Below are 24,534 nucleotides of genomic sequence, written 5' to 3' on the forward strand. Positions count from 1 at the left end.
GGAGGTTCAAATGAACCTCCTTTTTTTATTTTACTAATTCCAGTTTATTCTGGAGATCTTCTATCTGTTTTAAATAAAGTTTTTCTTTTCGAATCATTTCTTCCTGAGTAGCAGCAAGCTCTTCCATATTCTGTCTCATTTCTTCTTCCTGAGCCTTCATTTCTTCTTCCTGCTGTCTTGCTTGCTCCAGAAGTTCCTTGTTAGATTCGTTGATTTTTATATCCTTCAAACTTGAAGCGATTGATTCTCCTAGCTTTTTAACAAACTCAATCTGATATTCATCAAATTCATTAAAAGAAGCTATTTCTATTATCCCTTCAACTTGCTCATTAAAAATCATTGGAACAATTATTATACTATTAGGAGTAGCCTCACCTAACCCTGAAGTTATTTTAACATAATTCTGAGGTATTTCTTTTAAATGAATTACCTCCTTCTCAATAAAAGCCTGACCAACTAATCCCTGACCTGGCGTTATTTTACCTTCTTCAAATTTCTTCCTGTTGTAGGCATATGTTGCATATAGATTTAAAACACTATCTTTTTCGGTATCACCTGCTTCTAACAAATACATTGTCCCTTGATTCGCTTGCATATAATCGACTACAAAAGCGATAATTTTATCACATAAGTCCCTCAAGCCATAATGACCACGTAAGAGTTCTGTAACCTCAGCAAGTCCCTGAACAGCCCACTGCTGCCGTTTTTCATTTTGTCTAACCGCTTCAATTTCTTTAAGATTTTCCTTTGCTTTATGCTCTGATTCTTCCATTTTCTTAGCAATTTCCTTACTCTCATTGATGTATTTCAGTGAAATCTCTTCCGAATGCCTGTTTTCAATAAGTAAAGTCAGAATAATTCCAACAGCAAATACAACAGAAATTAGTACAGCAATTCTGGTCAGGTTTCCTTTGGCTAATTCAGTTCTGTCCAGATCAATTTCAAAAATGGAGTTCAGAAAATCAAAACCAAGAATCATGGCTATGCAAATTCCAGCACAAGCAAATAGATATCCCTTTTCCCGTATATCAAATACAATGAAAGGGATAAACAAAAATGCCAGAGAAAGCATTGAAAGTCCTGTCATCGGAGGATTTCCTGCTTCTACAATGTATGCACCTACTACGGAAGATAAGGTGATTGGAACCAGCGAAATAATTATTCTACTGATATAAATCATTCCAAACCTATTTAACAACACCGAAAGAACCGAAAGAAAAATCCCTGCTATAGGCAATTTAATTATCGGCATTAAGCTTCGTGTAGAAATCAAGGTAAAGGGTAATGACACAAAAAACGTTAAAATCAACCCGGTAATATTAGCTTGGTAAACTTTTCTTTTCAAAAACCTCGGTTGATCAGGATTTATTCCCCACTTTAGTATGTCCTGTAATTTCATTTGGGCTAAAAAATTATAATCTTAGTAACTTCAAAAATCAAAAAGTATTAACAATATAACAATAAAGAACATTTAAAACCTATTTTTTATGTCGCAAAAAGAAGAGTTCAGTAATCGTTGGGGTATTATCCTGGCGGCACTGGCAATGGCTGTAGGAGCAGGTAATCTTTGGAGATTCCCAAGATTAGCAGGTGAATACGGAGGTACATTTATTATTTTATGGATGTTTTTTTTATTCATTTGGTCTATTCCAATTCTTTTAACCGAATTTAGTATTGGTAAAAAATTCAAACGATCTGTCATTGGATCTTATACCGAATTCGCAGGAAAGAAATATGCCTGGATGGGCTATTTCATTACAATCTGTACACTTGGAATTGCTTTTTATTATTCCGTAGTAACTGCCTGGAGTTTACAATACCTGGGATTCTCAATTGATTATATGATTCAGTATTTTAATGGTGCTGAATTAAAAAACTTAGCTACACAAGAACAAGTAACATCTTATTGGGAGAATATATCTAATAATAATTTCATTACTGTCGGACTTCATGTTTTTGCTTTGGCAATGGCCGTTTTTGTGCTAATAAAAGGAGTTAAAAATGGTCTTGAAAAAGCAAATAAAATATTAATCCCTTCCCTTTTCATTCTTCTTATAATAATATCAGTTATTGCATTGAATATGGATGGTGGTGAAATTGGGATAAAGTATATGTTTGGTATTAACACTAAGTATTTCTACGAGCCTAAAGTATGGATAGAGGCATTATCTCAAAGTGCCTGGTCAACTGGTGCCGGATGGGGACTTATAATGACATTATCGGCCTATTCCCGAACCAAGGAAGATGTATCTCTTAACATAGTCTTTAGTAGTTTAGGGAATAATGTTGCTTCAATCTTAGCAGGAATGGCAATTATTCCTTCGGTTTTTGCACTTAGTACTTCTGAAGCAGAAGCAATTAGTTACTTACAAAGCGGAAATCAGGCTTTAACTTTTACAATTATCCCCAAACTGTTTTTCTCTATTCCAGGAGGACCAGTATTGTGTGTGGTGTTTTTTGGAGCCTTTTTCCTTGCAGCATTTAGTAGCTTACTTCCGATGATTGAGCTGTTTATAAAAACTCTGACCGATCTTGGTTTTGATAGAAAGAAAGCAGTTTTATCTGCAGCAGGGTGTTGTGTTATCTTTGGATTTCCAAGTGCATGGTCTTTGGACTTTTTCAACAATCAAGATTGGGTATGGGGTGTTGGCCTAATTATCAGTGGACTATTTATTATTTTCCCAACAATCAGAAAAGGTGTATTGAAAGTAAAAAATGAAATGATCGACCCGGATTCAGACCTAAAACTTCCGAATATATATTATTCAGCTTCGATGTTCATTAATATTGGTTTAGGAGTTATCCTTATTTGGTGGTGGTTATCCAGAGGGTATAGCTCCTACCCTTGGTTTAATGCTGAAGGGATGTGGAATATTATTGATGTGTATAGTAATGCAACGGTAATTACACAATGGGCACTGGTAGTGATCAGTGGACTACTCCTAAATAGATTTATAAGTGAAAAATTCAAAATTCTATAAATGAAAAGGCCTCTGATGAGGCCTTTATTTTTTTAGGCAAAAAAAAAGCCCGAATGAGCTCCGGGCATCTTTTTAACCAGCTATGGAAAGAAAGATATACTTGATTCTACTTGCACTTCAAAGATATCTCATAATTAAATAATCAAACCAAGCAATTAGATGAATACACCATTTAACACGATGAAACATAATTAAAAGACCATTAACCTATAAAGGGGTATGCTTATGTTTTAACCACCCGGTAATAGAAAATCGATCTTTATTAGTTTTCAATACTTCATGAGGCAACTCATCACTCTTAAAAAGTACCAACCTCCCTGGTAACGGAGCTATTGTCTTTGAATCATCTCCCGGATAAATCATAAGCTCACCTCCAAACGATGAATCCCAATTTTCATTTAAATAACAAATAACTGTCATTAACCTGCCATCATTTGTTTTAAATTGATCAAGATGCTTTTTGTAAAATGCTCCCGGAGGATAAACCGCAAAATGGAACTCGTAATCATTGATGCTTAAAAAGCAATAACGATTTAAAGTCTCTACAAGTCGGTCAATTTCATTATAAAAACATTCTGTCTCAGGGAATTCGCCTTTACTCAACCACAATATTTCATCTTTTCTAATACTTTTGATTTTAGTCTGATGAAATCTATCTCCTATCTTTGCTTCTTTAAATTCTCCTTCAGAATATTGATTCCTTAGAAGTTCTCTCAGAGTTGTTAATTCGGGATCCGTCAAAAAATTATCACAGATCGCATAGCCTTGATCAATAACCGTATCAATCAAAGGCAGAAAGTCAACCTTACTTGTCACTTTTCATAAAATGAAAGCGAAAGTAATCAATATATAGAAATATTCTCTACTATCCTCTGGTTTTTAACAAGTATCAAATTATTGTCTCCAATATCGATATAGCCCTGGTCATAAACAAAGACATAAGTATTTCCATTTTTCGCACGGTAGATACTAGTTATATAAGAAAAATCAAACCCATAGGCTATAAGGCTTTCCCTTGTGATTTTGGTTTTTCCACTTGGATTAAGTTTCGATAATATCCTCCTGTTTTTTTGAAGACGACTATTAATTCGGCGAATTAAATTATTGTCTTTTGAGGAAACTTTATTATTATACGAACTACGACATTGATCAGTGCAAAAGATCTTGTCAGCTCTACTACCCGGACGAATAGTATCGCCACAGAGTTTGCAAGCTCTAGATTCCATTATGTTATGTTTTGGTTTAGTTGATAATGTGCCAAAATAATACTTTCATCGATAATTGTAAACTATTTAAAGAAAATATATAAAAATACCGTCACCTTTTATTGCTGTAACGGATATATAATCATGATGAGATCACTTTTTAGAACATTCAAGAAAAGGATCACCTACAACCAAAACAAAAATCACCTGGTGAACCTATGCGCATTAGCCTTATCTGATGGCAAGTTCGATGATATTGAACAACAGTATATTATATCCATTGGTAATCAATTGGGTATAACAGAAGAAGAAGGCTTAGAAATTATTGACTACTGTAAACAAAATCCTGTAGTCATCAAAACCAAAAAAAGTCTGTTTGGCAATAAAAAGCTATCCGATTATTTTGCATTAGTAATTGCCGATGGAATAATTCATCCTAATGAGGTTAGGTTAATTGAATTCATCGGTGAAAAATGGGGTTATGATGAATCTCAAGTCAATAAACTATTAACTCTAACAAAATCGTATTTTGGTGGACAAATCACAAAACTTAATATCAAAAACAGATTAACATTCCTATTAGAAGAATATAATAGCATTTTTAATAAAATAAGTTCAGGAATAAATAATCAGGTTTCTATATTTGCCATGTGAGTTTACCTATTACTGATTATTTACTTTTATTTGGTGTCGGAGCAATAGCCGGATTTATAAATGTCATCGCAGGTGGTGGAAGTTTTTTTGTTTTGCCACTAATGATGTTTATAGGAATCCCTCCTGCTGTAGCTAATGCAACAAACCGTGTAGCTGTTTTACTTCAGAGTATATCTGGTGTTGCAGGTTTTAGAAGTAAGGGAGTAAAAGTCAGTAAATTTGGATGGTATATTGCTGCTTCGGCAGTGGTTGGATCTATAATCGGTACTCAATTAGCCATTGAAATCAATCAGGATTTATTTAAGAAATCTATTTCTGTCTTTATGCTTGGATTGGTCTTTTTGACTGTTTTGTTTACCAAGCATAACTACAAACCAGAGGAAGCATTACTAAAAGGTAAAAACCTGATAGTATCTATAATTGTATTCTTCTTTATTGGTATATATGGAGGCTATATACAGGCAGGAGTTGGCTTCCTGATTATGGCAGCTCTTACCGGAATTAATAAACTCGACCTGATCCGAACTAATAATTTAAAAATGTTCGTCAATGTTGTATATACGGCGGTTGCTTTAATAATCTTTGCTTACCAAATCAAAATTGAATGGACAGCTGGCTTATGGCTTGCAGCAGGAAATATGCTTGGAGCCTGGGTATCAAGCCGATGGTCAGTAAACACTCAAAGCAAAACCCTAAAGTATATCACTCTTTCAGTATTTGTAATCCTTGCCATTGCTTTATGGTTTTATTAAGCCCATTGAAATTTAAGGTACTTAATTGTAAAGCCTTTATCAAAAAACATCTTTTCAAACCTGGTTTTTATACCATGGTGCTCGTCCATAAATTCTGAGTGATATAAATCACGAGTAAAAGACAGGTTCTTTATATCTTTCCTTTCTTCCAGAACTTCAAGTGTATAATCAAAAAGCCCCGGATTATCCGTTTTAAAATAAACCCAGCCATCTTTGCTCATCACCTTCTTATACATATCTAAAAAGCGAGGAGAGGTAAGCCTGCGTTTGATATCACGCTTCTTTGGTCTTGGATCAGGAAATGTAATCCAGATATCTCTAACCTCATTTTCTACAAAGAATTTTTCAAGCAATTGAATCTGTGTACGAAGAAACCCAACATTATTCAATCCTTCTTCTTCAGCTTCCTGACTACCATACCATATTCTATCGCCTTTAATATCTACGCCAATAAAATTTCTTTCAGGATAATGCTTAGCAAGGCCAGTGGTATATTCTCCTTTTCCACAAGCTAATTCAAGAGTAATAGGGAATTCATTTTGAAAGTATTCCTTATTCCAGTTCCCCTTTATTTCTTCATATCCCGGTTTTTCCGGTTCAAAAACAAACTTGTTATCTTTATTATCTGCGAAGCGCTTAAGCTTTTTCCTCATAGTCTAATTCATTCAGTTCGGCGACAACAAAAGTACTGCCACCAATATATAATGCCTCATCGGCTTTTAGATCATTTTTTGCTATACTTACAGCCTCATCCACTGTTTTATAGTATCCTTTAACATTAATATCACCAGAAACATGCATTTTAAGGTCTTCTACTTTTAAACCTCTGGGCACATTTGGTGTGCAAAAATAATATACGGCATTTTTAGGTACCACTTCAAAAACTTCCTCTACGGCCTTATCAGAGACAAACCCCATCACCAATCTATATGCAGAAGCTTCAACCTCTAATAACTGTTCCATGGTTTCTCTCAAGCCTTCTACATTGTGCGCCGTATCACAAACGATAAATGGTTTTTCTGATAAAATTTGCCACCTTCCCTGTAAACCGGTATTAATTATAACACTTGATAATGCCTTATCTATATTTGATAGGGGAAATCCTATTTTCATAAGCTGTTCGGAAACAGCCAGCACTCCAGCCAGGTTTTTACGCTGATATTTACCTTTCAAATCAAGATTATATTTTTGAAGTGTATCGAAATTATAATTATGAGCGGCAAATGTTAAATCAGCATTACAATCTTTGGCCTTATTCTCGAATATATCAGCTATTTCTTCCTGATACTCACTGACAACAACTGGAACTCCTGGTTTTATAATTCCCGCCTTCTCGCCAGCAATCTCCCGCAAGGTATTACCAAGCATATTCTTATGGTCCAGACCAATGTTGGTAATCAATGATACCAATGGAGTAATTATATTTGTAGAATCCAGACGACCACCTAGACCAACCTCTATCACGGCAATATCAACCTGCTGCTCTTCAAAATATTTAAAAGCAAGAGCTACAGTCCATTCAAAAAATGAAGGCTTCAGATGCGCTGTAACATCTTTGTATTTATCGACAAAATTAACCACATAATCCTTGGTGATCATTTTGCCGTCTATTTTAACTCTTTCTCTAAATGATTTTAAATGTGGTGAAGTATACAGTCCAGTCTTATACCCGCTCTCTTGCAAGACAGAAGCCAGCATATGTGATGAACTACCCTTACCGTTAGTTCCTGCAATGTGAATGGATTTAAAATTATTTTGAGGATTACCAATTATACGGCAAAACTCAATAATATTATCAAGTCCTTTTTTAAAAGCAACACTTCCAACACGTTGATACATGGGAAGCTGCTCAAAAAGATATTCCTCTATTTGATTGTAATTCATCACCGTTAGTTAAAACGGTGCAAAGATAACAAGAAGTTAATTGCTTTTAATAATGAAAGTAACCTTTCCTTTCGTTTCAGATTTAGGAGGAAGGTTTCCTGTTTGATGAAATGTTGTTTCTTCAAGCTGTCTTTGATAAAAACTAACCACATCAGGACTTACTGTGCTTTCTAAAACTCTAGCTCTGATGACATACCCATCTTCATCAATGAAAAATTCAAATACAATACGACCAGCTTGATCGGATTTATCCTTTTTATCAGGCTTGGAGTCCCAGTCCCAACCATCAATTTCTAACTGTGGTCCACCGCCACCGCCACCGGAAGTGCCTTTATAGATAAAGCGTTCATCAACACTATTCGGATCTCCTTTATCACCTTGCTGGCCGGTATCGTCACCATCACTCTTTTTAGAAGCGCCGCTACCCTCTCCTTTATCAGTACCAGGATAAACAGGTGCTTTTACCGTTTCTTTCTCAGGTTGTTTTTTAGTCTCTGTGGTTTTAGTTTCCTTAGGTTTAGGTTCAACAGGAACTGCATCACTATCATCAGTCACATCTTCTACAGTTTCAACGACCTCTGTTTCCACAGGTTCGGATGTTTCTTCAACTGCCTCTTCAACCGGTTCTTCGGTTGGTTGTTCTTCTACTGCCTCTTCAACTGGAGATGGTTCATCTTCAGCTTCAGTTTCCGGAGCTTCAACATCATCCTGATCACTTCCACCACCTATTTCATCCATTCCCATATCAACTTCAATTCCATATTGAGGCAATGGTGGATTAGGTTCCTTCCAGGCAAGAAGAAAAGCAAAAAGAATCAAAAGAACACTATGAATCACAAAAGTGATCACCATTGACTTTTGTTTATCTTTTTTTCTGGCTGTATCTTCTTCTCTGTTAATCATTCTATTTATCTGGTGTTGTCGCTATTGAAACTTTAGCTTTCAGAGATGTCGCTATCCCTGCAATTTCCACAAAATGCTCTGTAGGCACCGACTTATCTATATATAACGAAACTGTTGGAGATTCCGTTTTTCCAATTTCATTTCTCAGTAATGCCTCTATCTCTCTCCGTGAAGATTTTTTACCATTAAAGTAATATTCAAGATCTTTAGTAATAGCTACTTTAATAACAGGATTACTGAATGTATTACTTTTTGATTTTGGAAGATTTACCGGCAATGCCATCGGATCTACGACTGTTGATGTGAGCATAAAGAATATAAGCAGCAAAAACACCACATCAGTCATCGATGACATGTTAAATGTCGGATCAACTTTATGTTTTGACTTTAATGCCATAATTATTTATTTGGCTCTTGTAAAAGATCAATAAACTCAACAGAAGTGTACTCCATTCGATGAACCACCTTTAACACTCTGGCTACTAAATAGTTATACCCTAAGTAAGCCAGAATACCTATAAACAAACCACAGGCAGTTGTAATTAAAGCCTCATAAATACCGGCAGAAAGCTGTTGAGGTGTCAGAGCACCTTCAATCTTCGTAATATCCATGAAGGCCGTAATCATACCTGTTACTGTACCCAGGAACCCAAGCATAGGAGCTGCCCCGGCTATAGTTGCCAACAGGTTAAGGTTTTTCTCTAGTCTGTAGATTTCTATTTTACCGACATTCTCTATACTTACCTCGATATTTTTAAGTGAAGAACCAATTCGGTCAATACCCTTTTCAATCATTCTTGCAATCGGGGTATTTTCACCACTACAAATACTTTTTGCACCAGTGATATCACCAGCCATCACAGAATGTCTCACACGATCCATCAGATCGTCAGAATCCCTGTCGGCTCTTTTTATGGTAAATATTCTTTCGAAGAAAATGTATACCGCTGCTAGTTGCAGAAGTACCAATGGCACTAACCACCACCCTCCTTTTTGTAATAACTCTAAAAATGTTAGTGTTTCCTCAGACGACATCGACTGTAAAGCCAGTGAATCAGGTGTCGCCTGAGTCAGTTGCAAAAGTAAGCTCATAAATTATTTTAATATTTCAACACCCAAACTTCCGATCCGTATTCACTTTTATAACTTTCTGATCCCTGCATACCTTCATCGTAGGTTTCATAAGATTCGGCTGCTACACGATAAAACCTGGTTTTACCATATGGCTCAATTACAAAAGTGGTTAATCCTTGTTCTTTGCGTTTTCCAGCTAAATCCATAGCTTGATCTTTGTCAAAGAAACTTCCTATTACTACATATGAACGTCCTGTTCTGCTTTTTAGTACACTGATTGTACCTTCTTCAGGAATATTTTCTTGTGCGAGTCTTGCAGAGTCTAATGCTCTATGTCTTTCTGCTTCCAACTCACGTTGTTTTTCTTGCTCAGCTTTCAATTTTTGATCCGCTAATTCCTGCTGTCTTCTTTTTTCAGCAGCAGCAATTTTATCTGCCTCATTTTGAGGTTTGATAAGGAAGAAATAAATAACAAAGCCTGCCGCAACTAATAATAAAATTACTACAAGAGCAATAATACCTCCGTTGGAATTATCTTTTTTGGTGGTCTTTGTTGTTGCTTTTGGTGTTTGCTTTTGGCTCGTTTGTTCAGTTGGTTTGTTTCTGTCTATTGGATTGAATGACTGATTTTCAGGTAATCCGTAATCAGAATCTTTGGATCTATACTTTTGCTCCATGATTAAAATTTGCTGACGGTTTTTAAAAAATTAAAGTTTGAGTGTAAACTTAATTTAAATAAATTATACCTCAAAAACCTAAAGTAAACACTTTTTTAACCCAAATCAAGTATTTACCCCTAATTAAAAGCTATAAGTAAGTCCTGCCAATACCTGAACTTTCTTATTTGAATAATTCAGATATCGCTGATAATCTTTATTTAACAAATTATATCCTTCGATAAATGCACTAAATCTTGGTGAAAATAAATACGAAATCTGGGCATTTACATCAAAAATATTATCAAGTTTTGCTATTGTATCAGAGGCCGGATTTATTGTTTCAATCTGGCCTAGATAATATGCACCTAGTCCAAGATGTACTTTATCAAACAAATTATATTGTGCTACCAAATCAAATTTATACGTTGGTTTATGCCATGCTCCTAACAGTTCATCAAGACCATAATTAAATACATCCATTGAAATCTGGACATTACCATTCTCATTAAACTGATAACGACCATTGGCATAAAAATTAAACACGGCCACAGCATCATTATTATATACAATTTCGAATCTTGATGTATCGGCATCACTATTTTTATAGAATCCCATATTCAGATAGCTCCCTGCTCTAAAACCAACACTGTATGCATAGTTTTGGTTCTGACCTCTAATTCCACCGTCAAGCTCAAATGTCTTTATTTGTTGTCTGATATCAAGCCCTGTGCCTAGATAAGGATTTTCTGACACATAATTCTGGTAAGTTTGTTTATCAACACCTCCTGAAATTCCGGCATAAACACTAATCATCTCCTTCAAATCATATTCGGCAAATACAACAGGGAAGAATCTCAGGTCCTTTTGATTATCAGCCAAGGTATCATCTTCATAAGCTACTGTAACACCAGCTCTGATTCTAAAATCGTTCCAATGGAAATAATATGAAGGAGTAAACTGAAATAAATTTCTTGTATCAGATCTGAAGTTATCTTTCAACTTGCTATGCCAAAGCTCGAAATCTACTTGCAGATTTTGCTCATCATTAACATTCCAGTCAGCATGACCCTCTAAACCCACCTGAGTTTCTACATCATCAAACTTCGAGTTAAAACGATTAGCTTTAGCTTTCAAATTAAAATTAAAATCCTTCTTTTCCTGATATGATCCAAAATCCACTTGAAGGCCAAGATTATTATAATTCTGCTTGATATCTTTTTTATCAACTTCCAGAGAAGGATTATAGCCGTAGTAGTGGTAGGTATCTGTCGAACCTATAAATTTACCACCAACCTGATACCCATTATCCATATACTTGGCATTTAACTCCAGATCAGTATTTCCGAATGCTGCATTTTTACCATATGGCTCCGGACCTTTCCCCGAACTATTATGTAGAAAACTACCTCCAACTATTAAATTGTTATTCCTTTTGTTGTTAATAAGCACCTTTAAGTATGGAGTAGAATAATTACCAAACCCTGCCTTAATGAAATTACCATAAAGCTTTTCAATTTTCTCCGGACTGATTTTTAACGGACGTATTGGAATCAAAGCCGGTAATTGCTTTATTTCCAATTGAGGGATTGTATAGTTTACTTTTAAATCTTTTTTATCAGCTTCCGACTCATCTGCTGTAACAAATATCTTTGAAGCTTTAGGTACAGAAAGCTCCTTATTTTTTTCAATTACAATGTTAGTCGGGTCAATTTGACTTTGAGTCTCTTCTTTTTTATTCTGACCGTCAGTACCTTGTGCAAAAACAGTATACCCGGAAAAAAATAATAATATATATATCAGTTGAGATTTGATCTTCATAAAAATTTTATTTTATACTGTCAGTATCAATATAATTCTCTTCTACAATTTGTTTTCCTAAGCCTTTAAGCTCTGCTAGTTTAGCATTTGCCATTTCTACATTCTCTTCATTTTCAGCATTTTCAATCACTGAATTTAAAGTAGCTTCAGCTTGTATTAATTCATCCAAGCCTATGAAATTATCAGAAATAAGAATAAAGCTTCTACCAAGCCAATAATCATAAGCACCAAACTTATTTATGAACTCATATAATATCTCATTACTCGCTTTGTAGTTTTTTGACTTATACAGCACTTCAGCTTTTCTAAACATTGCTTCTGCTGCATATTCATCAGATGCATTTGCAACAAGGTTATCAAATACTTTTACAGCAGCTTCTGTCTCGCCTTTACCTAATAAAGCTTTTCCTTTGTAAACATTTGCCATGGTTACTGATGAAGGCTTTGGAGATCCTATTTGCAATGCTTTATCAGCATATTCAATTGTCTTATCATATTGGTTTGTATTGTAATAAGCAATCATCAACCCTTCTACCGCATCGTATTTCTCTCTGTTGTTTACAGCGTCATTTTCTAATTTTGAATATGCAGCTATTGAAGACTCCCAGTTTCCATTTTCTTGCTGAAGGTCACCTATTTTCTGTCTGGCACGGTTTACCTTATTTGTTTTGTTTTGTTCAATGACTTTTTGATATGCAAGAATCGCTTCAGTTGGCTTCCCTTGATATCTCAATGCTTCTGCTTTAAGGTATTGGGCTTCATATGCTTCTGTCGTACCCTGGTAATCCTTTATAATATCATCAAATGCACCAATCGCTTCCGGGTACTTTCCTGCATAAAGCAAAGACTTTGCAGATTCAAATCTTACTGTAAGCAATTGTTTGTTTTCAGGGTTTGTCTCCCTGTAAATCTTAAGATATTGATCAAACTGTTCAGATTGGTCAGTTCTAGCTAATAAATCTTGTAATCCCAATAAAGCATTATAGGCACTTGGGTAAGTAGGATATTTACTTACAGCCATTTTATAATCCTTTATGGCCATATCATAATCTTGCAAATTGGTAGCAGCTAATGCCCTTTTTACATGTGCCTGAACAATTAGATCTTGTTTTGTAGCGCCTGATAAAAATCTTGTAAATGCATCAATTGACTCCTGATATTTACCTCCTTCGAATAAGATTGTCCCTATCTGAAACGCTGCATCCTCCCTGTAAACACTATTTGGATAGCTTCGCACTAATTTTGATAGTGATTGAACAGCATCGTTATCCTTTCCCTCAAGCCATTGTGATGCCGCAAGTTGGAAAGCAGCATAATCAACATTTAAAGTAGATTTGTTAAGGTATGAATTATATGCGGAAATGGCATTGGAATATTGTTTTGTCACATAATATGAATCTCCTAATCTAAGCGTTGCATCAGCTATTTTTCTTTTTTGAGCTTCCGTTTCACCATTAAGTGATGAGTAAACTTTAAAGTGAGTTATAGCTTTATCATATTTTTTATCATTAAAATAAGCATAACCTATTCCATACCTCGAATCAAGAAACAACTCGGAAGATTCATCCTCATTTCTGAAAACTGTTGAGTATGCATTTACTGCTTCAGGATAATTCTCTTTGAGAACCATAATTTCTCCCTTTAGATATGATGCTTTTGAAGTAAGCATTCTATCGGCCCCTACTCTGATCGATTCGTTTGCAAACCCTAAAGCCTTATCAACCTCTTTCCTGTTAAATGATTCAACAGCAAGGTTATAAGTAACACGTTGAAAAACCTCTCTTAATTGAGGCGAGTTTAAGTTTGTATTACTTAGGTGATTATAAGCAGCCTGATAGTTATTATTATATAGGTAAGCCTGACTAAGCCAATCGTTTACGTTATTTTTTGTAGCTTCATTAGGATATTGCTCTTTAAAAGCTTCTAGTCCGGTAATAGCATCGTCAAAATTACCAAGTTCAAGATTTAACTTTGCATATAATAACAATGCTTCTTTACTAATTTCCGCATCATTATTCATTTCATATGCCTTTTTTAAAGGTGCAGGTGCATAATTTTTGTTTCCTGATTCCAAGTAACAAAGTCCCAGAAAAAATGATGCTCTTTGACCAATTTCACCTTCAGTTAAAGCTAATGGTCTTAATCTATTTACAGCAGTTTCGAAATTGCCAGCTTCATAATTAGCAATTCCTATTCTTAATGCTATTCTCTCATCAACTTTACCCTTATTAGTGCTTATAAATTTATCATAGTAAACAAGGGCTTTTTCCTTCTGGTTACTAAAAAAATAAGCTTCAGCAAGTGAAAGGTAGAAATCAGAAGAATTACGAATTTTTCTTCCACTCAGATTAACCTGTTCTCCATATTGAATTAACTCTTCATATTGCTGTGTCTCATAATATGAAAGAGCAATTAATGAAGGAACAATTTCTTTATAAGATGCTCCTGATTCAGCCTGTTTAAATTCTGTTACAGCTTTATCATAGTCTTTATTTCTATAATAAATATAACCACTATAATAATGAGCAGCGTGTGTATAAGGGTTTGATGAGTTCTTTAAATAGTCAAAATGAACAAGTGCATCATTAAATTTTTGCTCATTAAAATATGAATAAGCCATCCTGAACCTTGTCTCAACAGCAGTAGCACGACTCAATTTATTAGCGTTAACCCTTTTATAATAAGTTACGGCCTTTCCATATTTACCAGACCTATAGTAAAAATCGCCTAACTCAACAAAAGCCTGATTTGCTAACGGATGGCCAGGATATCTATTTGTAAATTGCCTAAGAAGGTACTCACCATCATCATGGTAAAGCTTTATTGCACACATAGCCAGATAATACCTTGCTTCCATAAGGTTGTTATCCTCTGGTGATGTTTCAAGATAATTTTCCAGCATACTTCTTCCGGCATTGTATTTACCACTATTGTAAAGTGAAATAGCTTGCAAAAGAGGCCCGTCATCATCTGTAAAAAACAGTGTTTGCTGAGCGTTGACATAAAAATTTAGCAAGAAAAAAATCAGAAGTCCTGAAAAGACTTTAACTCTATGCATATGATGCTTTTGTTTTTGATTAAATAACAGTTAAAATTCTGAATTATTTTATTGAGATGAAACAAAAAGAATAAAGAATATTTTATTCCCGTCAAAAATCCTATTTAATATTTCAATATGTAAGATTGAAAGTCATTGAGCAATATTCAGCATTTAAACTATCAATTATTATATTTATTATTGTGAAGTTGAGAAATTAAATAAGAAGACCTTGTTAGACCGGTTAAAGCATATTTTTAAATCTAAAAATTCAAACTCAGAGCCAATATTTGGTGATGAGCAGATTAGCAGATTTGTAAGTTATCTGGTTTATAATGTTGAAAATATAGAGTCTAACCCATTACTTAAAGAAAAGGTAAGGGAGATTAACAAGCTAGAACCAAAGGACAAAAAGAATTTCTTAGCCGGATTATATTTACTTTTTGAAAGGAATATCTTTTCAGATCCTAAATTTGCAACTGAAACTGATAAGAAGAACTTCAGAGAAGATTTCAAAAGCAAATTCCCAACCATTAGTCAGACCCCTGAGATGTCATTAATATTTCAGGAAAGGATAATTCAGGAAAAGCTAATTTGTATATTATTCCTAAAGAAATTAATCCAAAACAGTTTCCATTCATTTGATTCATCCGGAAAAGGTTATATAAAGAATATAAATGATTATCTGGATGAATTAACCAGTAACATAAACTCATTAAAAGCTGACAAATCCAAAAAGGTAATCGGAAAATTGAAGACATACACTAGTGAGATCTTCAACAGGTTACATAATAAAGTTGGAAAGAAATTAGCTACAGAAATTTTTCAAGGTGTATATAATTTCATGGCAGACAATTATCGTTTGCTTAATTCATTTCATGAAGTAATTGTAATCATTCCTGAGGAAGTACTTAATGAACAGCAAATAGGTATGCTTAGTAAAAAGCATATGCAAAACATGCTTGTTGATAAAGTAGGAAATCTAGAAGCTGTTAATACCCGGTTAAATGAGGAGATCCGTGACAGAAAGAAAGCTGAAGCCGCACTAAAAGATAGTGAGCAAAGGCTAGCACAAATCATTGGATCTGCAATGGATGCCGTGGTAATCTTTAACAGCTCCGGAATTATCATGGAATGGAATAAACAAGCTGAAATTCTACTTGGATATTCGAAAGAGGAGATTATAGGCAAGCAGGTTCATAAAACAATTCTACCTGATATTGAAATAACTAAAAATGAGAATGATGAACCGATGATCAAGATCGGAGATCAATTTCCAATAAACACAAATAACCTTCGTATTGAGCTTAAATCAGTAACAAAATCAAATACGGAAATTGAAACAGAATTATCAATCTCACCAATAAGCTATCATGACGAAAAGATATTTAGTGCTTTCGTAAGAGATATTACTCAAAGAAAAAAATACGAAAGGGAAATTCTGGATGCAAAAGACAAGGCAGAACAAGCATCTATTTCCAAAGCTCAATTTCTTTCTACGATGAGTCATGAAATCAGGACTCCGCTTAACGCAGTAATAGGAATTTCAAATTTGCTTTTGAAATCCAACCCTAGCAAAGAGCAGATTGAAGACCTGAAAATATTAAAATTCAGTGGTGAAAATCTTCTGTCTATTATCAATGACATTCTGGATTTTAATAAGATTGATGCAGGAAAAATTGAATTAGAAAAAGCTCCATTTAATATAAAAACAGTCATTAACGGGGTTAAAAGCTCGTTATCAACTAAAGCTTATCAAAAGAACCTTCCATTAGTTCTTTATGTTGATGATAACCTGCCTGATGTAGTTGTTGGGGATAGCACCCGATTAACACAAATCCTGACTAACCTAATTAATAACGCCATTAAGTTCACTCATAAGGGCTCTGTAACCATTGCAGTTTCAGTAATTTCAAATGAGGAAGACGAAATTGAAATAAGGTTTTCGATACGTGATACAGGTATTGGTATTTCTACTGAAGAGCAAAACAAGATATTTGACAGTTTTAGTCAGGCATCAAGCAGTACAACAAGAAAATATGGCGGTACTGGCTTAGGACTTTCTATATGCAAAAAGCTTCTAGAACTTCAGGATAGCAACCTTATGTTAGAAAGCGAAATAGGAAAAGGCTCTGAATTCTTTTTCACATTGAAGTTTGGCAAATCAGATATCCAGATTGCTCCTGAAGAATTAAACATTAATGATGACAAAAAGGATCTTGCCAAAGCGAAAATACTGGTTGCCGAAGATAATAAAGTAAATCTATTAATTGCAGTAAAATACCTGAACCGCTGGAATGCTATAGTCGACACAGCTGAAAATGGTATTGAGGTAATTGAGAAGTGCAAGAAAAATGATTATGATCTTGTTTTAATGGATCTACAGATGCCTGATATGGATGGTATAGAAGCCACAAAGCAAATTCGATCATTGAACAACAAGAAATTCCAAAGCTTACCAATCATTGCCTTAACAGCATCTGCGATGATGGAGGTAAAAAGACAAGTATTAGAAGCCGGAATGAATGACTTTGCAGCAAAGCCTCTTAATCCGGAATTACTTTACGAAAAGATTTATAATCATATCTTTGAAAACAAGGAAACTATGTCGATATGATTAATGCATTAATTTGTAAATAAGCTCTTTCCACAATTCTTTTTCTTCAATACTTGCGCCCACACCTTTAGAAGCTAGGTCAGCATTAAACAAATGACCTAAATTTTCTATCACCTTCTGAGGCGGGTAATTTCTTGCCGCCGAAAGATATTCTTTTTGAACGTAAGGATTAAATATCTTAATTATACCTCCTACCGCTTTTTCTGAATAAGCCTGCTTATGGTGTATTTGCAACAGCTTTGAATAGTAACCAGTTAGTACAGCTAATGCAGGAATAATCGGGTGACTCTTGGTATTTGCTGCAAAATACTGAACAATGCGGTTGGCTTTAACGACATTCCTCGTAGAAAGAGCCTTTTGAAGCTCAAAAATGTTAAAATCTTTACTTATTCCGACATTCTTTTGAATGTGATCTTCATCGATTGTGTCACCTTCTTTCAAGTTTATGAGAATTTTATTTATCTCATTACTTAATCTACTAAGGTCGTTACCAATAAAATCCGACAACATAATAGTTGCCTTCTGATTTATTTTATATCCCTGTCCCGAAACATATTTTTCTATCCAGTCAGGCACCTGGTTATCGTATAATTTCTTTACGGAAACTAATGTTGCATATTTATCAAGACTTTTAGCCAGAGACTTTCGGCCATCGAGTGTTTTATGTTTATGAGCAAACACAAGTATAGTACTAGGTTGTGGGTTCTTAATATAGTTTTCCATCAACTTAATACCTTGTTCCTTCTGTAGATCAGGTACATCTTGAGCTTCCTTGATAATTACTACCTGACGGTCAGACATCATCGGAAATCGTCCGGCATTTGTAATAATAGTATTAACATCAACATCCTTTCCGTAAAACACCATTTGATTAAAACCACGTTGAGATTCTTCGAGTGCATTTTTCTCGATATACTCAGTGATCATATCAATGTAAAAAGGTTCATCACCTTGTAAAAAATATACCGGGTGATAAGTTCCCTTATTTAGTTCTTCGATTATTTTTTCGGGTGCTACGGCCATGTGTTTTCTTTAATCGATTAGTATAACTGTATCCTATAACAAAAGATGTCGCCAAAATTGACAATAAATTGATAAAAAGTACAATAACAAAGAGGTTATAATCTTTTTTATTCTTTGACATATTCAGGTCAGGCCCTGAAAAAGTACTGCTATACAATGGTTTAGTATTAAAAATATACAGATCAAGATGAACTTTAAACCTTGCAATCAATTCCCTGACAAACATTTTAACTGTCATCCCTCCTTTTGCTACCGCTCCTACCACTTCATAATCATGGTATTCAGCTATTGGAATTGCCCTACGCAAATGAAATTGCTGTGACACAATTATAACTTCGGAAACACGGTGGTCTTTTAAGCGAATTACCGAACCAAGTGTATTCCTACCAGCATAATCAAGGTGTATTAAAGATGAAGGCACACTCCTTTTAACCAATGACTCCTGCATTAAAGCCGGTTCATTGTAACTTGATGAGCTATTATCTCCTGATAAAACAAAAAAACTGGCTTTCCCTTTATGATAAAGATCTGCTGCCATATCCATACGGTTTTCATAATAGGCATTTAACGACTTTCCATCACTAAGGTATTTATTTGTACCCAAAACAAGTACTGGGGCCCTACCAGGAATATCCTGAGCAGAATCAGTAAGATTTCCCATTGACTGAAATACAATCAAAATATTACTGATAAGAATACAGGAGATTAAAAATGTTACTGGAAACCCAAATACTTTTAACCAATAAAAAATAGGTGACTGATATGATAATCCTTTTTCACCATCATTAGATGATTTCTTACGAGAAGATTTTTTTCTTTTACTTTTATTCTTCCGGAAGAATTTAGATATGTAAGAAACAATTGGAACTTCTATGAAAAATATCCAAAACAGATTATGAACCATAAAAAGTATTTGTCCATACAAGAAATTCTTGACGCGATATTCACTAAGGTCTAATTCAATGCTTTGAAAAACTGATGATAGCCCAAGACTATCAAATGAATCTTTGAAACTAATATAGCCTGTCAGAAAATGTAGTGAAGGGTATTTAAAATTTAAAAACTCAAATGCAGGAAGTATTTTCTGCTTTTCAAGCATAAACAGAGGAACACAGGTTTGAAAAAATGTAATTCCAATGGCAAAAATTAAAAAAATAAATATTCCCGTCAGTGCGCGTTGCATGAATATTTCCTTAGCTGTTAAGCTAGCAAATAAATAATTTTTAAGGTAAGATAAAAGGGTTATTGCGGGTCATGTAAGGTTAAAATAAAAAGAGCCCCGGGTAAGGGCTCCTAAGGGCAATCGGAATTAACGATTAATAAATACGAACAGGTTATTAATCGAGAATTTTTCTTGAAATAATTTCTTTCATAATTTCATTTGTACCTGCATAGATACGCTGAACTCTGGCATCAGCCCAAGCTCTCGCTACAGGGTATTCCCACATATAACCATAACCTCCATGTAATTGAACGCATTCATCTGCTATTTCACACTGAAGATCAGTCAATTTGTATTTGGCCATTGATGCAGTTGCAGTATCTAACTTACCTTCATTATGAAGCATTAAACACTTATCTGCAAATGCACGTCCCATTGTTAATGAACTAGCCATCTCGGCAAGCTTGAATTTTACCGTTTGAAGCTTAGTTAATGATCCACCAAATGCTTCTCTTTGTTTTGTGTATTCTACTGTTTGATGAAAGATAGCTTCCGCTGCTGCTATCGCGCTTAATGCAACAACTAAACGCTCTTGTGGTAATTCGGTCATCAGGTATACAAACCCTCTTCCCTCTTCACCTATTAAATTTTCTTTTGGTACTTTTAAGTCTTCAAAAAACAATTCGCATGTATCTTGAGCATGGAGTCCTACTTTTTGAAATGGAACGCCTTTTTTGAATCCTTCCATGCCTTCTTCTACAAGAAGCAAGCTAATTCCTTTGGCTCCCATTTCAGGATTAGTCTTAGCCGCAATCACCACATAATCAGCCAAATAACCATTAGTAATAAAAGTTTTACTTCCATTTACTAGATAATGATCACCTTTATCTACAGCAGTGGTACGCATTGCTTTAAGGTCACTTCCAGCACCAGGTTCAGTCATTGCTATCGCGTTAACCTTTTCACCAGTTAACATTTCAGGCAGAACTCTCTTTTTAAGTTCTTCAGAACCATTATGTAAAACATACGGAAGTACAATATCAGAATGAAGCGGATAACCGATAGCTGGCCCAGCACAACCTGATCGAGATAATTCTTCTATAAGTATGGCATTGTACCTAAAGTCATCAATACCTAACCCTCCATATTCCTCAGGAACCTGAATTCCCAGGAAGCCATTTTCACCAAACTTTTTCCATGACTCACGGGATACCATTTTATTTTTCTCCCATTCATCATTATAAGGTACAACTTCTCGATTAATAAAATCTTTTACCGAATCTCTGAACAAATCATGTTCTTCATTAAATATTTCTCTGGGTAGTAGTTCCATAACCTAACAAGTGTTAGTAATTTTTAGCAAATATAACCCATAACAGGATATTTTCAAGAATCTAGAGTGGAAGAAACCGATACCGGTCTGAATTATGATTGAAGAATTGATTGAGAATACGCTGAACATCGGCATCGTGAATTCCCTGATTAATTAAGTTTTGCCAATTTTCTAAAGCCTGATTTTCGTTTGAAGCAAAACCAAAACCTTTATAAGTATTATCCTTAATAACAACAAATCCGGTTTCTCCAACACTTCTTCCCTCTCCAAGGATCAAAATATCAGCTTTATTAGTAATAACTGAATTATGCCAGTCCAAAACCCTTTTGTTATACTCTTCAGGTGTTTCATGATCACAACACGCTCCTTTACATTCTTCATCTTTAACCCATGCACATGGCCCGGAAGTTTTAGCTAAACCTAATAACTTGGGACATAATTGATATTCCCTGGCTATTTCAAACAAGTAATTCCTAGATTCCATCATGGAATTAAAGGTCATTATCAGGTTTGGTTTACGTCCCTGAGCAACACCATGCCTGATAAAGCCTTTTCCATCGAAATATGAAATCAGACTAAATACTTTTGAATTAAATTTTTGCGCCTTATTAAATGGTGGCCAATATTTTTTAATTAGTTCATTTTCATGAAGCAGTGCTATTAACTCATTTCCACAAACTACGTGTTCAATATTGTGAATTTCATTAATGAATGAAACCTCAGGTTTTCCAGAGCCGGTTGTAAAATGAGATTTAACCCTTTTTCTAATATTAATTGCTTTACCAACATATAACACCCTGCCCTTTCCATCGATAAAAATATAAACACCAGGTAATTCCGGTAGATTTATAAATACAGATTCTTCAAGATTGGGAGGAATATATCTATGAATGCTTCCATGGTTGATCAGCTTATCCATGATCCCTTCTGAATCCTTAGACACCATTAAATGAAAAATTTCAACTGTAACCATAGCATCTCCAAACGCTCTGTGCCTGGCTTCGTTATTAAAACCCAGATTATCCGCAAGCTTACCTAAACCATATGATGGAAGGCCAGGGAAAATCTTCCTCGCATACCTAACTGTACACAATTTCTTCGAATCCCATTCATATCCACTGGACTTAAGCTCATTTTTGACAAAATGATAATCGAAATTCACATTGTGAGCAACAAAAATTGAATCCTTAAGCATTGAAATAACCTCATCTGCTATATCTGCAAAAACAGGAGCTCCTTCAACAGTATAGTTGTCAATACCGGTAATAGAAGTAATGTATGGCGGTATGGAAACCTTAGGATCAACAAGAGAATGAAATTCATCTATCACCTTTTCTCCATCACTTAGGTAAATAGCAATCTCAGTAATCTTGTCTTCAAAAGATGATCCTCCTGTTGTTTCAATATCTACTATAGCGAAAGTATTCATTTGGATTTTTCAAGTACACGCATTTGCAATTTACTCATGAAAGATGACAGTTCACGTCACAATAATGACAACTCACGGAAATGTGCTAATCAAAATTCATTTCAGCAAGTTATCTGATCAAACAAAAATTCGACAATACTATGAAGACCTTACAATCACTTTATTTAAAAAGATTATCACTGATACTACTCAGTATCTTTGTATTAGGATTATCATCTTGCGATGATGATGACAATCCGGGAACACAACCACAAATCGATGAAAATCTGGCGGAAGTTGCAGAAGATGCAGGTTTTTCTGCATTATTGGCTGCTGCAGAAGAAGCTGGATTATCAGATGCACTTACAGACGAAAACAGTGATCTGACAGTTTTCGCACCTACAAATGATGCTTTTGCTGCATTTTTAAGTGCTAATGGTTGGGCAGATGTAACTGAAATTCCTGATGCAGCATTAGAGGCTGTTTTAAAATATCATATTTTAGGAAGCAGCAAATCTTCAAGTGAATTAGGAGCCTCAGAAGAAACTTTAGAAGGTAATTCAATTTACTTAAACACAAGCGCATTAACAGTCAATGGAAATGTAGATATTCTTTCAGCAAATGTTAATGCTTCAAATGGTATAATACATGTTATTGATGCCGTATTAATGCCTCCAACAGAAAATATTGTAGCTATAGCAGCTGGCAACGATGATTTTTCAATTCTAGTTTCTTTATTACAACGCGCAGGCCTTGTTGAAGCTGTACAAAATGGTGAATTCACAGTTTTTGCTCCAACTAACACCGCTTTTGAAAATTCAGGTATTACTACAGCAGTAGCAGAACAGTTATCTGATGAAGAATTAACAGACATTTTAACGTATCACGTAATCGGTGGATTTGCATTTAGCTCAAATCTTTCAAACGGAGATATTACCATGCTAAATGGTGAAAGTCTTACAGTAGATGCAGATAACGGAACATTACAAGGCGCAAATAACGAAGATCCTGTAGGATTGACAGCTACCGACATTTTAGGTACAAATGGAGTTATTCATGTAATCGATGGGGTTTTACTACCTCCAAAAACTATTGTTGATGTTGCAGTTTATAATGGTTTCGATAGTCTTGCTGTAGCCGTTCAGGAAGCTGGATTAGTACAAGCCTTAAGCGAAGGTGAATTGACTGTCTTTGCTCCTACAAATGCGGCCTTTGTAAACTTGTTGAGCAATTTAAGTTATGCCCAAGTATCAGATATCCCATCTGATTTGTTGACTGCTGTTTTAACTTATCATGTTGTTGATGGAGTTGTTAGTTCGGAAATGCTGTCTGATGGATTTGTACCTACTTTAAATGGTCAGGCTGTAAAGGTAAATGTAGCAGGATTGACGTTAAATGGAAATACAAATATTGTTGCTGTTGATGTCATGGCTGATAATGGAATCGTTCATGCAATTGATAAAGTTTTAGTTCCAGAAACAAGAACAATAGCTGAAATAGCAGGAGATGCGGGACTTTCAAGATTAGTTGAGGCTCTTACAGAAGCAGGATTAGCCGAAACATTTACATTGGAAGGAAATTATACAGTATTTGCTCCTTCAAACGCGGCATTTGACGCATTGTATTCAGCACTTGGGGCTTCGGGACCTGCTGACATTGATGATGCTACTTTAACTGCAGTATTGACTTATCACGTTTTAGGAAACAGAGTATACAGTTCTGACTTAACTGATGGCGCAATGCCAGAAACTCTTCAAGGAGGAACGTTCACAGTTAATATTGATTCAAACGTAACTATCACAGATAATGACCCTGATAATACTGATGCAACGGTTACTGCAACAGATATTCAAGCAACAAATGGAGTAATTCATACTATTAACCAAATCATATTACCAGTAGATATTTAATATATTGCCTGCTGAATGAGGAGATCGGGAGTTGTTTTACTCCCCTCTCCTCTTTAATTTGTAATCTGATCGCTCGCTAAGATGTTATTTAATAATAAATATAGATGGTTAATC

20 protein-coding genes are annotated in these 24,534 nt (G+C 34.9%); 5 read left to right on the forward strand and 15 right to left on the reverse strand.

Annotated elements, in window-relative coordinates:
* Positions 1-25 precede the first annotated feature (25 nt).
* The gene (locus HH304_RS08305) at positions 26-1,399 is read right to left on the reverse strand and encodes a GAF domain-containing protein (RefSeq protein ID WP_169680094.1); all 1,374 of its coding nucleotides are present in this window, start codon (positions 1,397-1,399) and stop codon (positions 26-28) included.
* An 88-nt stretch (positions 1,400-1,487) separates the two neighbouring features.
* Between HH304_RS08305 and HH304_RS08310 the strand changes: the two genes are divergently transcribed.
* Complete coding sequence (locus HH304_RS08310) at positions 1,488-2,981, forward strand: sodium-dependent transporter (protein WP_169680096.1); 1,494 nt, start codon at positions 1,488-1,490, stop codon at positions 2,979-2,981.
* 207 nt (positions 2,982-3,188) lie between these two features.
* Here the strand turns inward: HH304_RS08310 and HH304_RS08315 are convergent, their stop codons facing one another.
* On the reverse strand, positions 3,189-3,797 hold the full coding sequence (locus HH304_RS08315) for a 2OG-Fe(II) oxygenase (RefSeq protein ID WP_169680098.1): 609 nt from the start codon (positions 3,795-3,797) through the stop codon (positions 3,189-3,191).
* A 26-nt stretch (positions 3,798-3,823) separates the two neighbouring features.
* Complete coding sequence (locus HH304_RS08320) at positions 3,824-4,207, reverse strand: hypothetical protein (RefSeq protein WP_169680100.1); 384 nt, start codon at positions 4,205-4,207, stop codon at positions 3,824-3,826.
* Positions 4,208-4,330: 123 nt separating this feature from the next.
* Here HH304_RS08320 and HH304_RS08325 point away from each other — a divergent pair, with 123 nt between their 5' ends.
* Together HH304_RS08325 and HH304_RS08330 are read left to right on the forward strand one after the other, a co-directional pair.
* Positions 4,331-4,840: a tellurite resistance TerB family protein gene (locus tag HH304_RS08325; RefSeq protein WP_169680102.1), complete on the forward strand. Its 510-nt coding sequence runs from the start codon at positions 4,331-4,333 to the stop codon at positions 4,838-4,840.
* Complete coding sequence (locus HH304_RS08330; RefSeq protein ID WP_333908748.1) at positions 4,837-5,592, forward strand: sulfite exporter TauE/SafE family protein; 756 nt, start codon at positions 4,837-4,839, stop codon at positions 5,590-5,592. The genes HH304_RS08325 and HH304_RS08330 overlap by 4 nt, the downstream gene beginning before the upstream one ends.
* Here the strand turns inward: HH304_RS08330 and trmB are convergent.
* The 8 genes from trmB to HH304_RS08370 form a co-directional block, all read right to left on the reverse strand.
* Positions 5,589-6,245: a tRNA (guanosine(46)-N7)-methyltransferase TrmB gene (gene trmB / locus HH304_RS08335; RefSeq protein WP_169680104.1), complete on the reverse strand. Its 657-nt coding sequence runs from the start codon at positions 6,243-6,245 to the stop codon at positions 5,589-5,591. The genes HH304_RS08330 and trmB overlap by 4 nt on opposite strands.
* On the reverse strand, positions 6,229-7,476 hold the full coding sequence (locus tag HH304_RS08340; RefSeq protein WP_169680106.1) for a bifunctional folylpolyglutamate synthase/dihydrofolate synthase: 1,248 nt from the start codon (positions 7,474-7,476) through the stop codon (positions 6,229-6,231). Before HH304_RS08340 ends, trmB begins: the two co-directional genes overlap by 17 nt.
* 36 nt (positions 7,477-7,512) lie before the next feature.
* Complete coding sequence (locus tag HH304_RS08345) at positions 7,513-8,379, reverse strand: hypothetical protein (RefSeq protein ID WP_169680108.1); 867 nt, start codon at positions 8,377-8,379, stop codon at positions 7,513-7,515.
* A gap of 1 nt (position 8,380) precedes the next feature.
* Positions 8,381-8,776, reverse strand: a complete 396-nt coding sequence (locus HH304_RS08350; RefSeq protein WP_169680110.1) for an ExbD/TolR family protein — start codon at positions 8,774-8,776, stop codon at positions 8,381-8,383.
* A 2-nt stretch (positions 8,777-8,778) separates the two neighbouring features.
* Positions 8,779-9,471: a MotA/TolQ/ExbB proton channel family protein gene (locus HH304_RS08355; RefSeq protein WP_169680112.1), complete on the reverse strand. Its 693-nt coding sequence runs from the start codon at positions 9,469-9,471 to the stop codon at positions 8,779-8,781.
* Positions 9,472-9,479: 8 nt separating this feature from the next.
* Positions 9,480-10,130: a hypothetical protein gene (locus tag HH304_RS08360; RefSeq protein ID WP_169680114.1), complete on the reverse strand. Its 651-nt coding sequence runs from the start codon at positions 10,128-10,130 to the stop codon at positions 9,480-9,482.
* Between the two features lie 123 nt (positions 10,131-10,253).
* Entirely contained in the window at positions 10,254-11,930 is a 1,677-nt protein-coding gene (locus tag HH304_RS08365) for a TonB-dependent receptor (RefSeq protein ID WP_169680116.1), read from the reverse strand.
* A gap of 7 nt (positions 11,931-11,937) precedes the next feature.
* Positions 11,938-14,988 carry a tetratricopeptide repeat protein gene (locus HH304_RS08370; protein WP_169680118.1) on the reverse strand — a complete coding sequence of 1,017 codons (3,051 nt, stop codon included), beginning with the start codon at positions 14,986-14,988 and terminating at the stop codon, positions 11,938-11,940.
* A gap of 211 nt (positions 14,989-15,199) precedes the next feature.
* Here HH304_RS08370 and HH304_RS08375 point away from each other — a divergent pair, with 211 nt between their 5' ends.
* Positions 15,200-17,584, forward strand: coding sequence for a PAS domain-containing hybrid sensor histidine kinase/response regulator (locus HH304_RS08375; RefSeq protein ID WP_169680120.1), 2,385 nt, complete (start codon positions 15,200-15,202; stop codon positions 17,582-17,584).
* Here the strand turns inward: HH304_RS08375 and holA are convergent, their stop codons facing one another.
* The 4 genes from holA to HH304_RS08395 all read right to left on the reverse strand — a co-directional run bounded on the left by holA (position 17,585) and on the right by HH304_RS08395 (position 22,531).
* Complete coding sequence (gene holA, locus HH304_RS08380; RefSeq protein WP_169680122.1) at positions 17,585-18,607, reverse strand: DNA polymerase III subunit delta; 1,023 nt, start codon at positions 18,605-18,607, stop codon at positions 17,585-17,587.
* A complete protein-coding gene (locus tag HH304_RS08385; protein WP_169680124.1) occupies positions 18,567-19,790 on the reverse strand; it encodes a SanA/YdcF family protein in 1,224 nt (407 codons plus the stop codon). Before HH304_RS08385 ends, holA begins: the two co-directional genes overlap by 41 nt.
* Positions 19,791-19,944: 154 nt before the next feature.
* Positions 19,945-21,102, reverse strand: coding sequence for an acyl-CoA dehydrogenase family protein (locus tag HH304_RS08390; RefSeq protein WP_169680126.1), 1,158 nt, complete (start codon positions 21,100-21,102; stop codon positions 19,945-19,947).
* A 61-nt stretch (positions 21,103-21,163) separates the two neighbouring features.
* On the reverse strand, positions 21,164-22,531 hold the full coding sequence (locus HH304_RS08395) for an exonuclease domain-containing protein (protein WP_169680128.1): 1,368 nt from the start codon (positions 22,529-22,531) through the stop codon (positions 21,164-21,166).
* 140 nt (positions 22,532-22,671) lie between these two features.
* On the opposite strand from HH304_RS08395, the gene HH304_RS08400 reads away from it, so the two are divergent.
* Entirely contained in the window at positions 22,672-24,420 is a 1,749-nt protein-coding gene (locus HH304_RS08400; protein WP_169680130.1) for a fasciclin domain-containing protein, read from the forward strand.
* Positions 24,421-24,534: the final 114 nt, after the last annotated feature.

The sequence above is a fragment of the Marinigracilibium pacificum genome (genome assembly GCF_012926615.1).
GTDB lineage: Bacteria > Bacteroidota > Bacteroidia > Cytophagales > Cyclobacteriaceae > Mangrovivirga > Mangrovivirga pacifica.

Bases quoted from the DNA above. Each gene is read 5' to 3' on its own strand.
- HH304_RS08305 (WP_169680094.1), bottom strand. From the start codon at position 1,399: ATGAAATTACAGGACATACTAAAGTGGGGAATAAATCCTGATCAACCG.
- HH304_RS08310 (WP_169680096.1), top strand. From the start codon at position 1,488: ATGTCGCAAAAAGAAGAGTTCAGTAATCGTTGGGGTATTATCCTGGCG.
- HH304_RS08320 (WP_169680100.1), bottom strand. From the start codon at position 4,207: ATGGAATCTAGAGCTTGCAAACTCTGTGGCGATACTATTCGTCCGGGT.
- HH304_RS08325 (WP_169680102.1), top strand. From the start codon at position 4,331: ATGATGAGATCACTTTTTAGAACATTCAAGAAAAGGATCACCTACAAC.
- trmB (WP_169680104.1), bottom strand. From the start codon at position 6,245: ATGAGGAAAAAGCTTAAGCGCTTCGCAGATAATAAAGATAACAAGTTT.
- HH304_RS08340 (WP_169680106.1), bottom strand. From the start codon at position 7,476: ATGAATTACAATCAAATAGAGGAATATCTTTTTGAGCAGCTTCCCATG.
- HH304_RS08345 (WP_169680108.1), bottom strand. From the start codon at position 8,379: ATGATTAACAGAGAAGAAGATACAGCCAGAAAAAAAGATAAACAAAAG.
- HH304_RS08350 (WP_169680110.1), bottom strand. From the start codon at position 8,776: ATGGCATTAAAGTCAAAACATAAAGTTGATCCGACATTTAACATGTCA.
- HH304_RS08355 (WP_169680112.1), bottom strand. From the start codon at position 9,471: ATGAGCTTACTTTTGCAACTGACTCAGGCGACACCTGATTCACTGGCT.
- HH304_RS08360 (WP_169680114.1), bottom strand. From the start codon at position 10,130: ATGGAGCAAAAGTATAGATCCAAAGATTCTGATTACGGATTACCTGAA.
- HH304_RS08365 (WP_169680116.1), bottom strand. From the start codon at position 11,930: ATGAAGATCAAATCTCAACTGATATATATATTATTATTTTTTTCCGGG.
- HH304_RS08370 (WP_169680118.1), bottom strand. From the start codon at position 14,988: ATGCATAGAGTTAAAGTCTTTTCAGGACTTCTGATTTTTTTCTTGCTA.
- holA (WP_169680122.1), bottom strand. From the start codon at position 18,607: ATGGCCGTAGCACCCGAAAAAATAATCGAAGAACTAAATAAGGGAACT.
- HH304_RS08385 (WP_169680124.1), bottom strand. From the start codon at position 19,790: ATGCAACGCGCACTGACGGGAATATTTATTTTTTTAATTTTTGCCATT.
- HH304_RS08390 (WP_169680126.1), bottom strand. From the start codon at position 21,102: ATGGAACTACTACCCAGAGAAATATTTAATGAAGAACATGATTTGTTC.
- HH304_RS08395 (WP_169680128.1), bottom strand. From the start codon at position 22,531: ATGAATACTTTCGCTATAGTAGATATTGAAACAACAGGAGGATCATCT.
- HH304_RS08400 (WP_169680130.1), top strand. From the start codon at position 22,672: ATGAAGACCTTACAATCACTTTATTTAAAAAGATTATCACTGATACTA.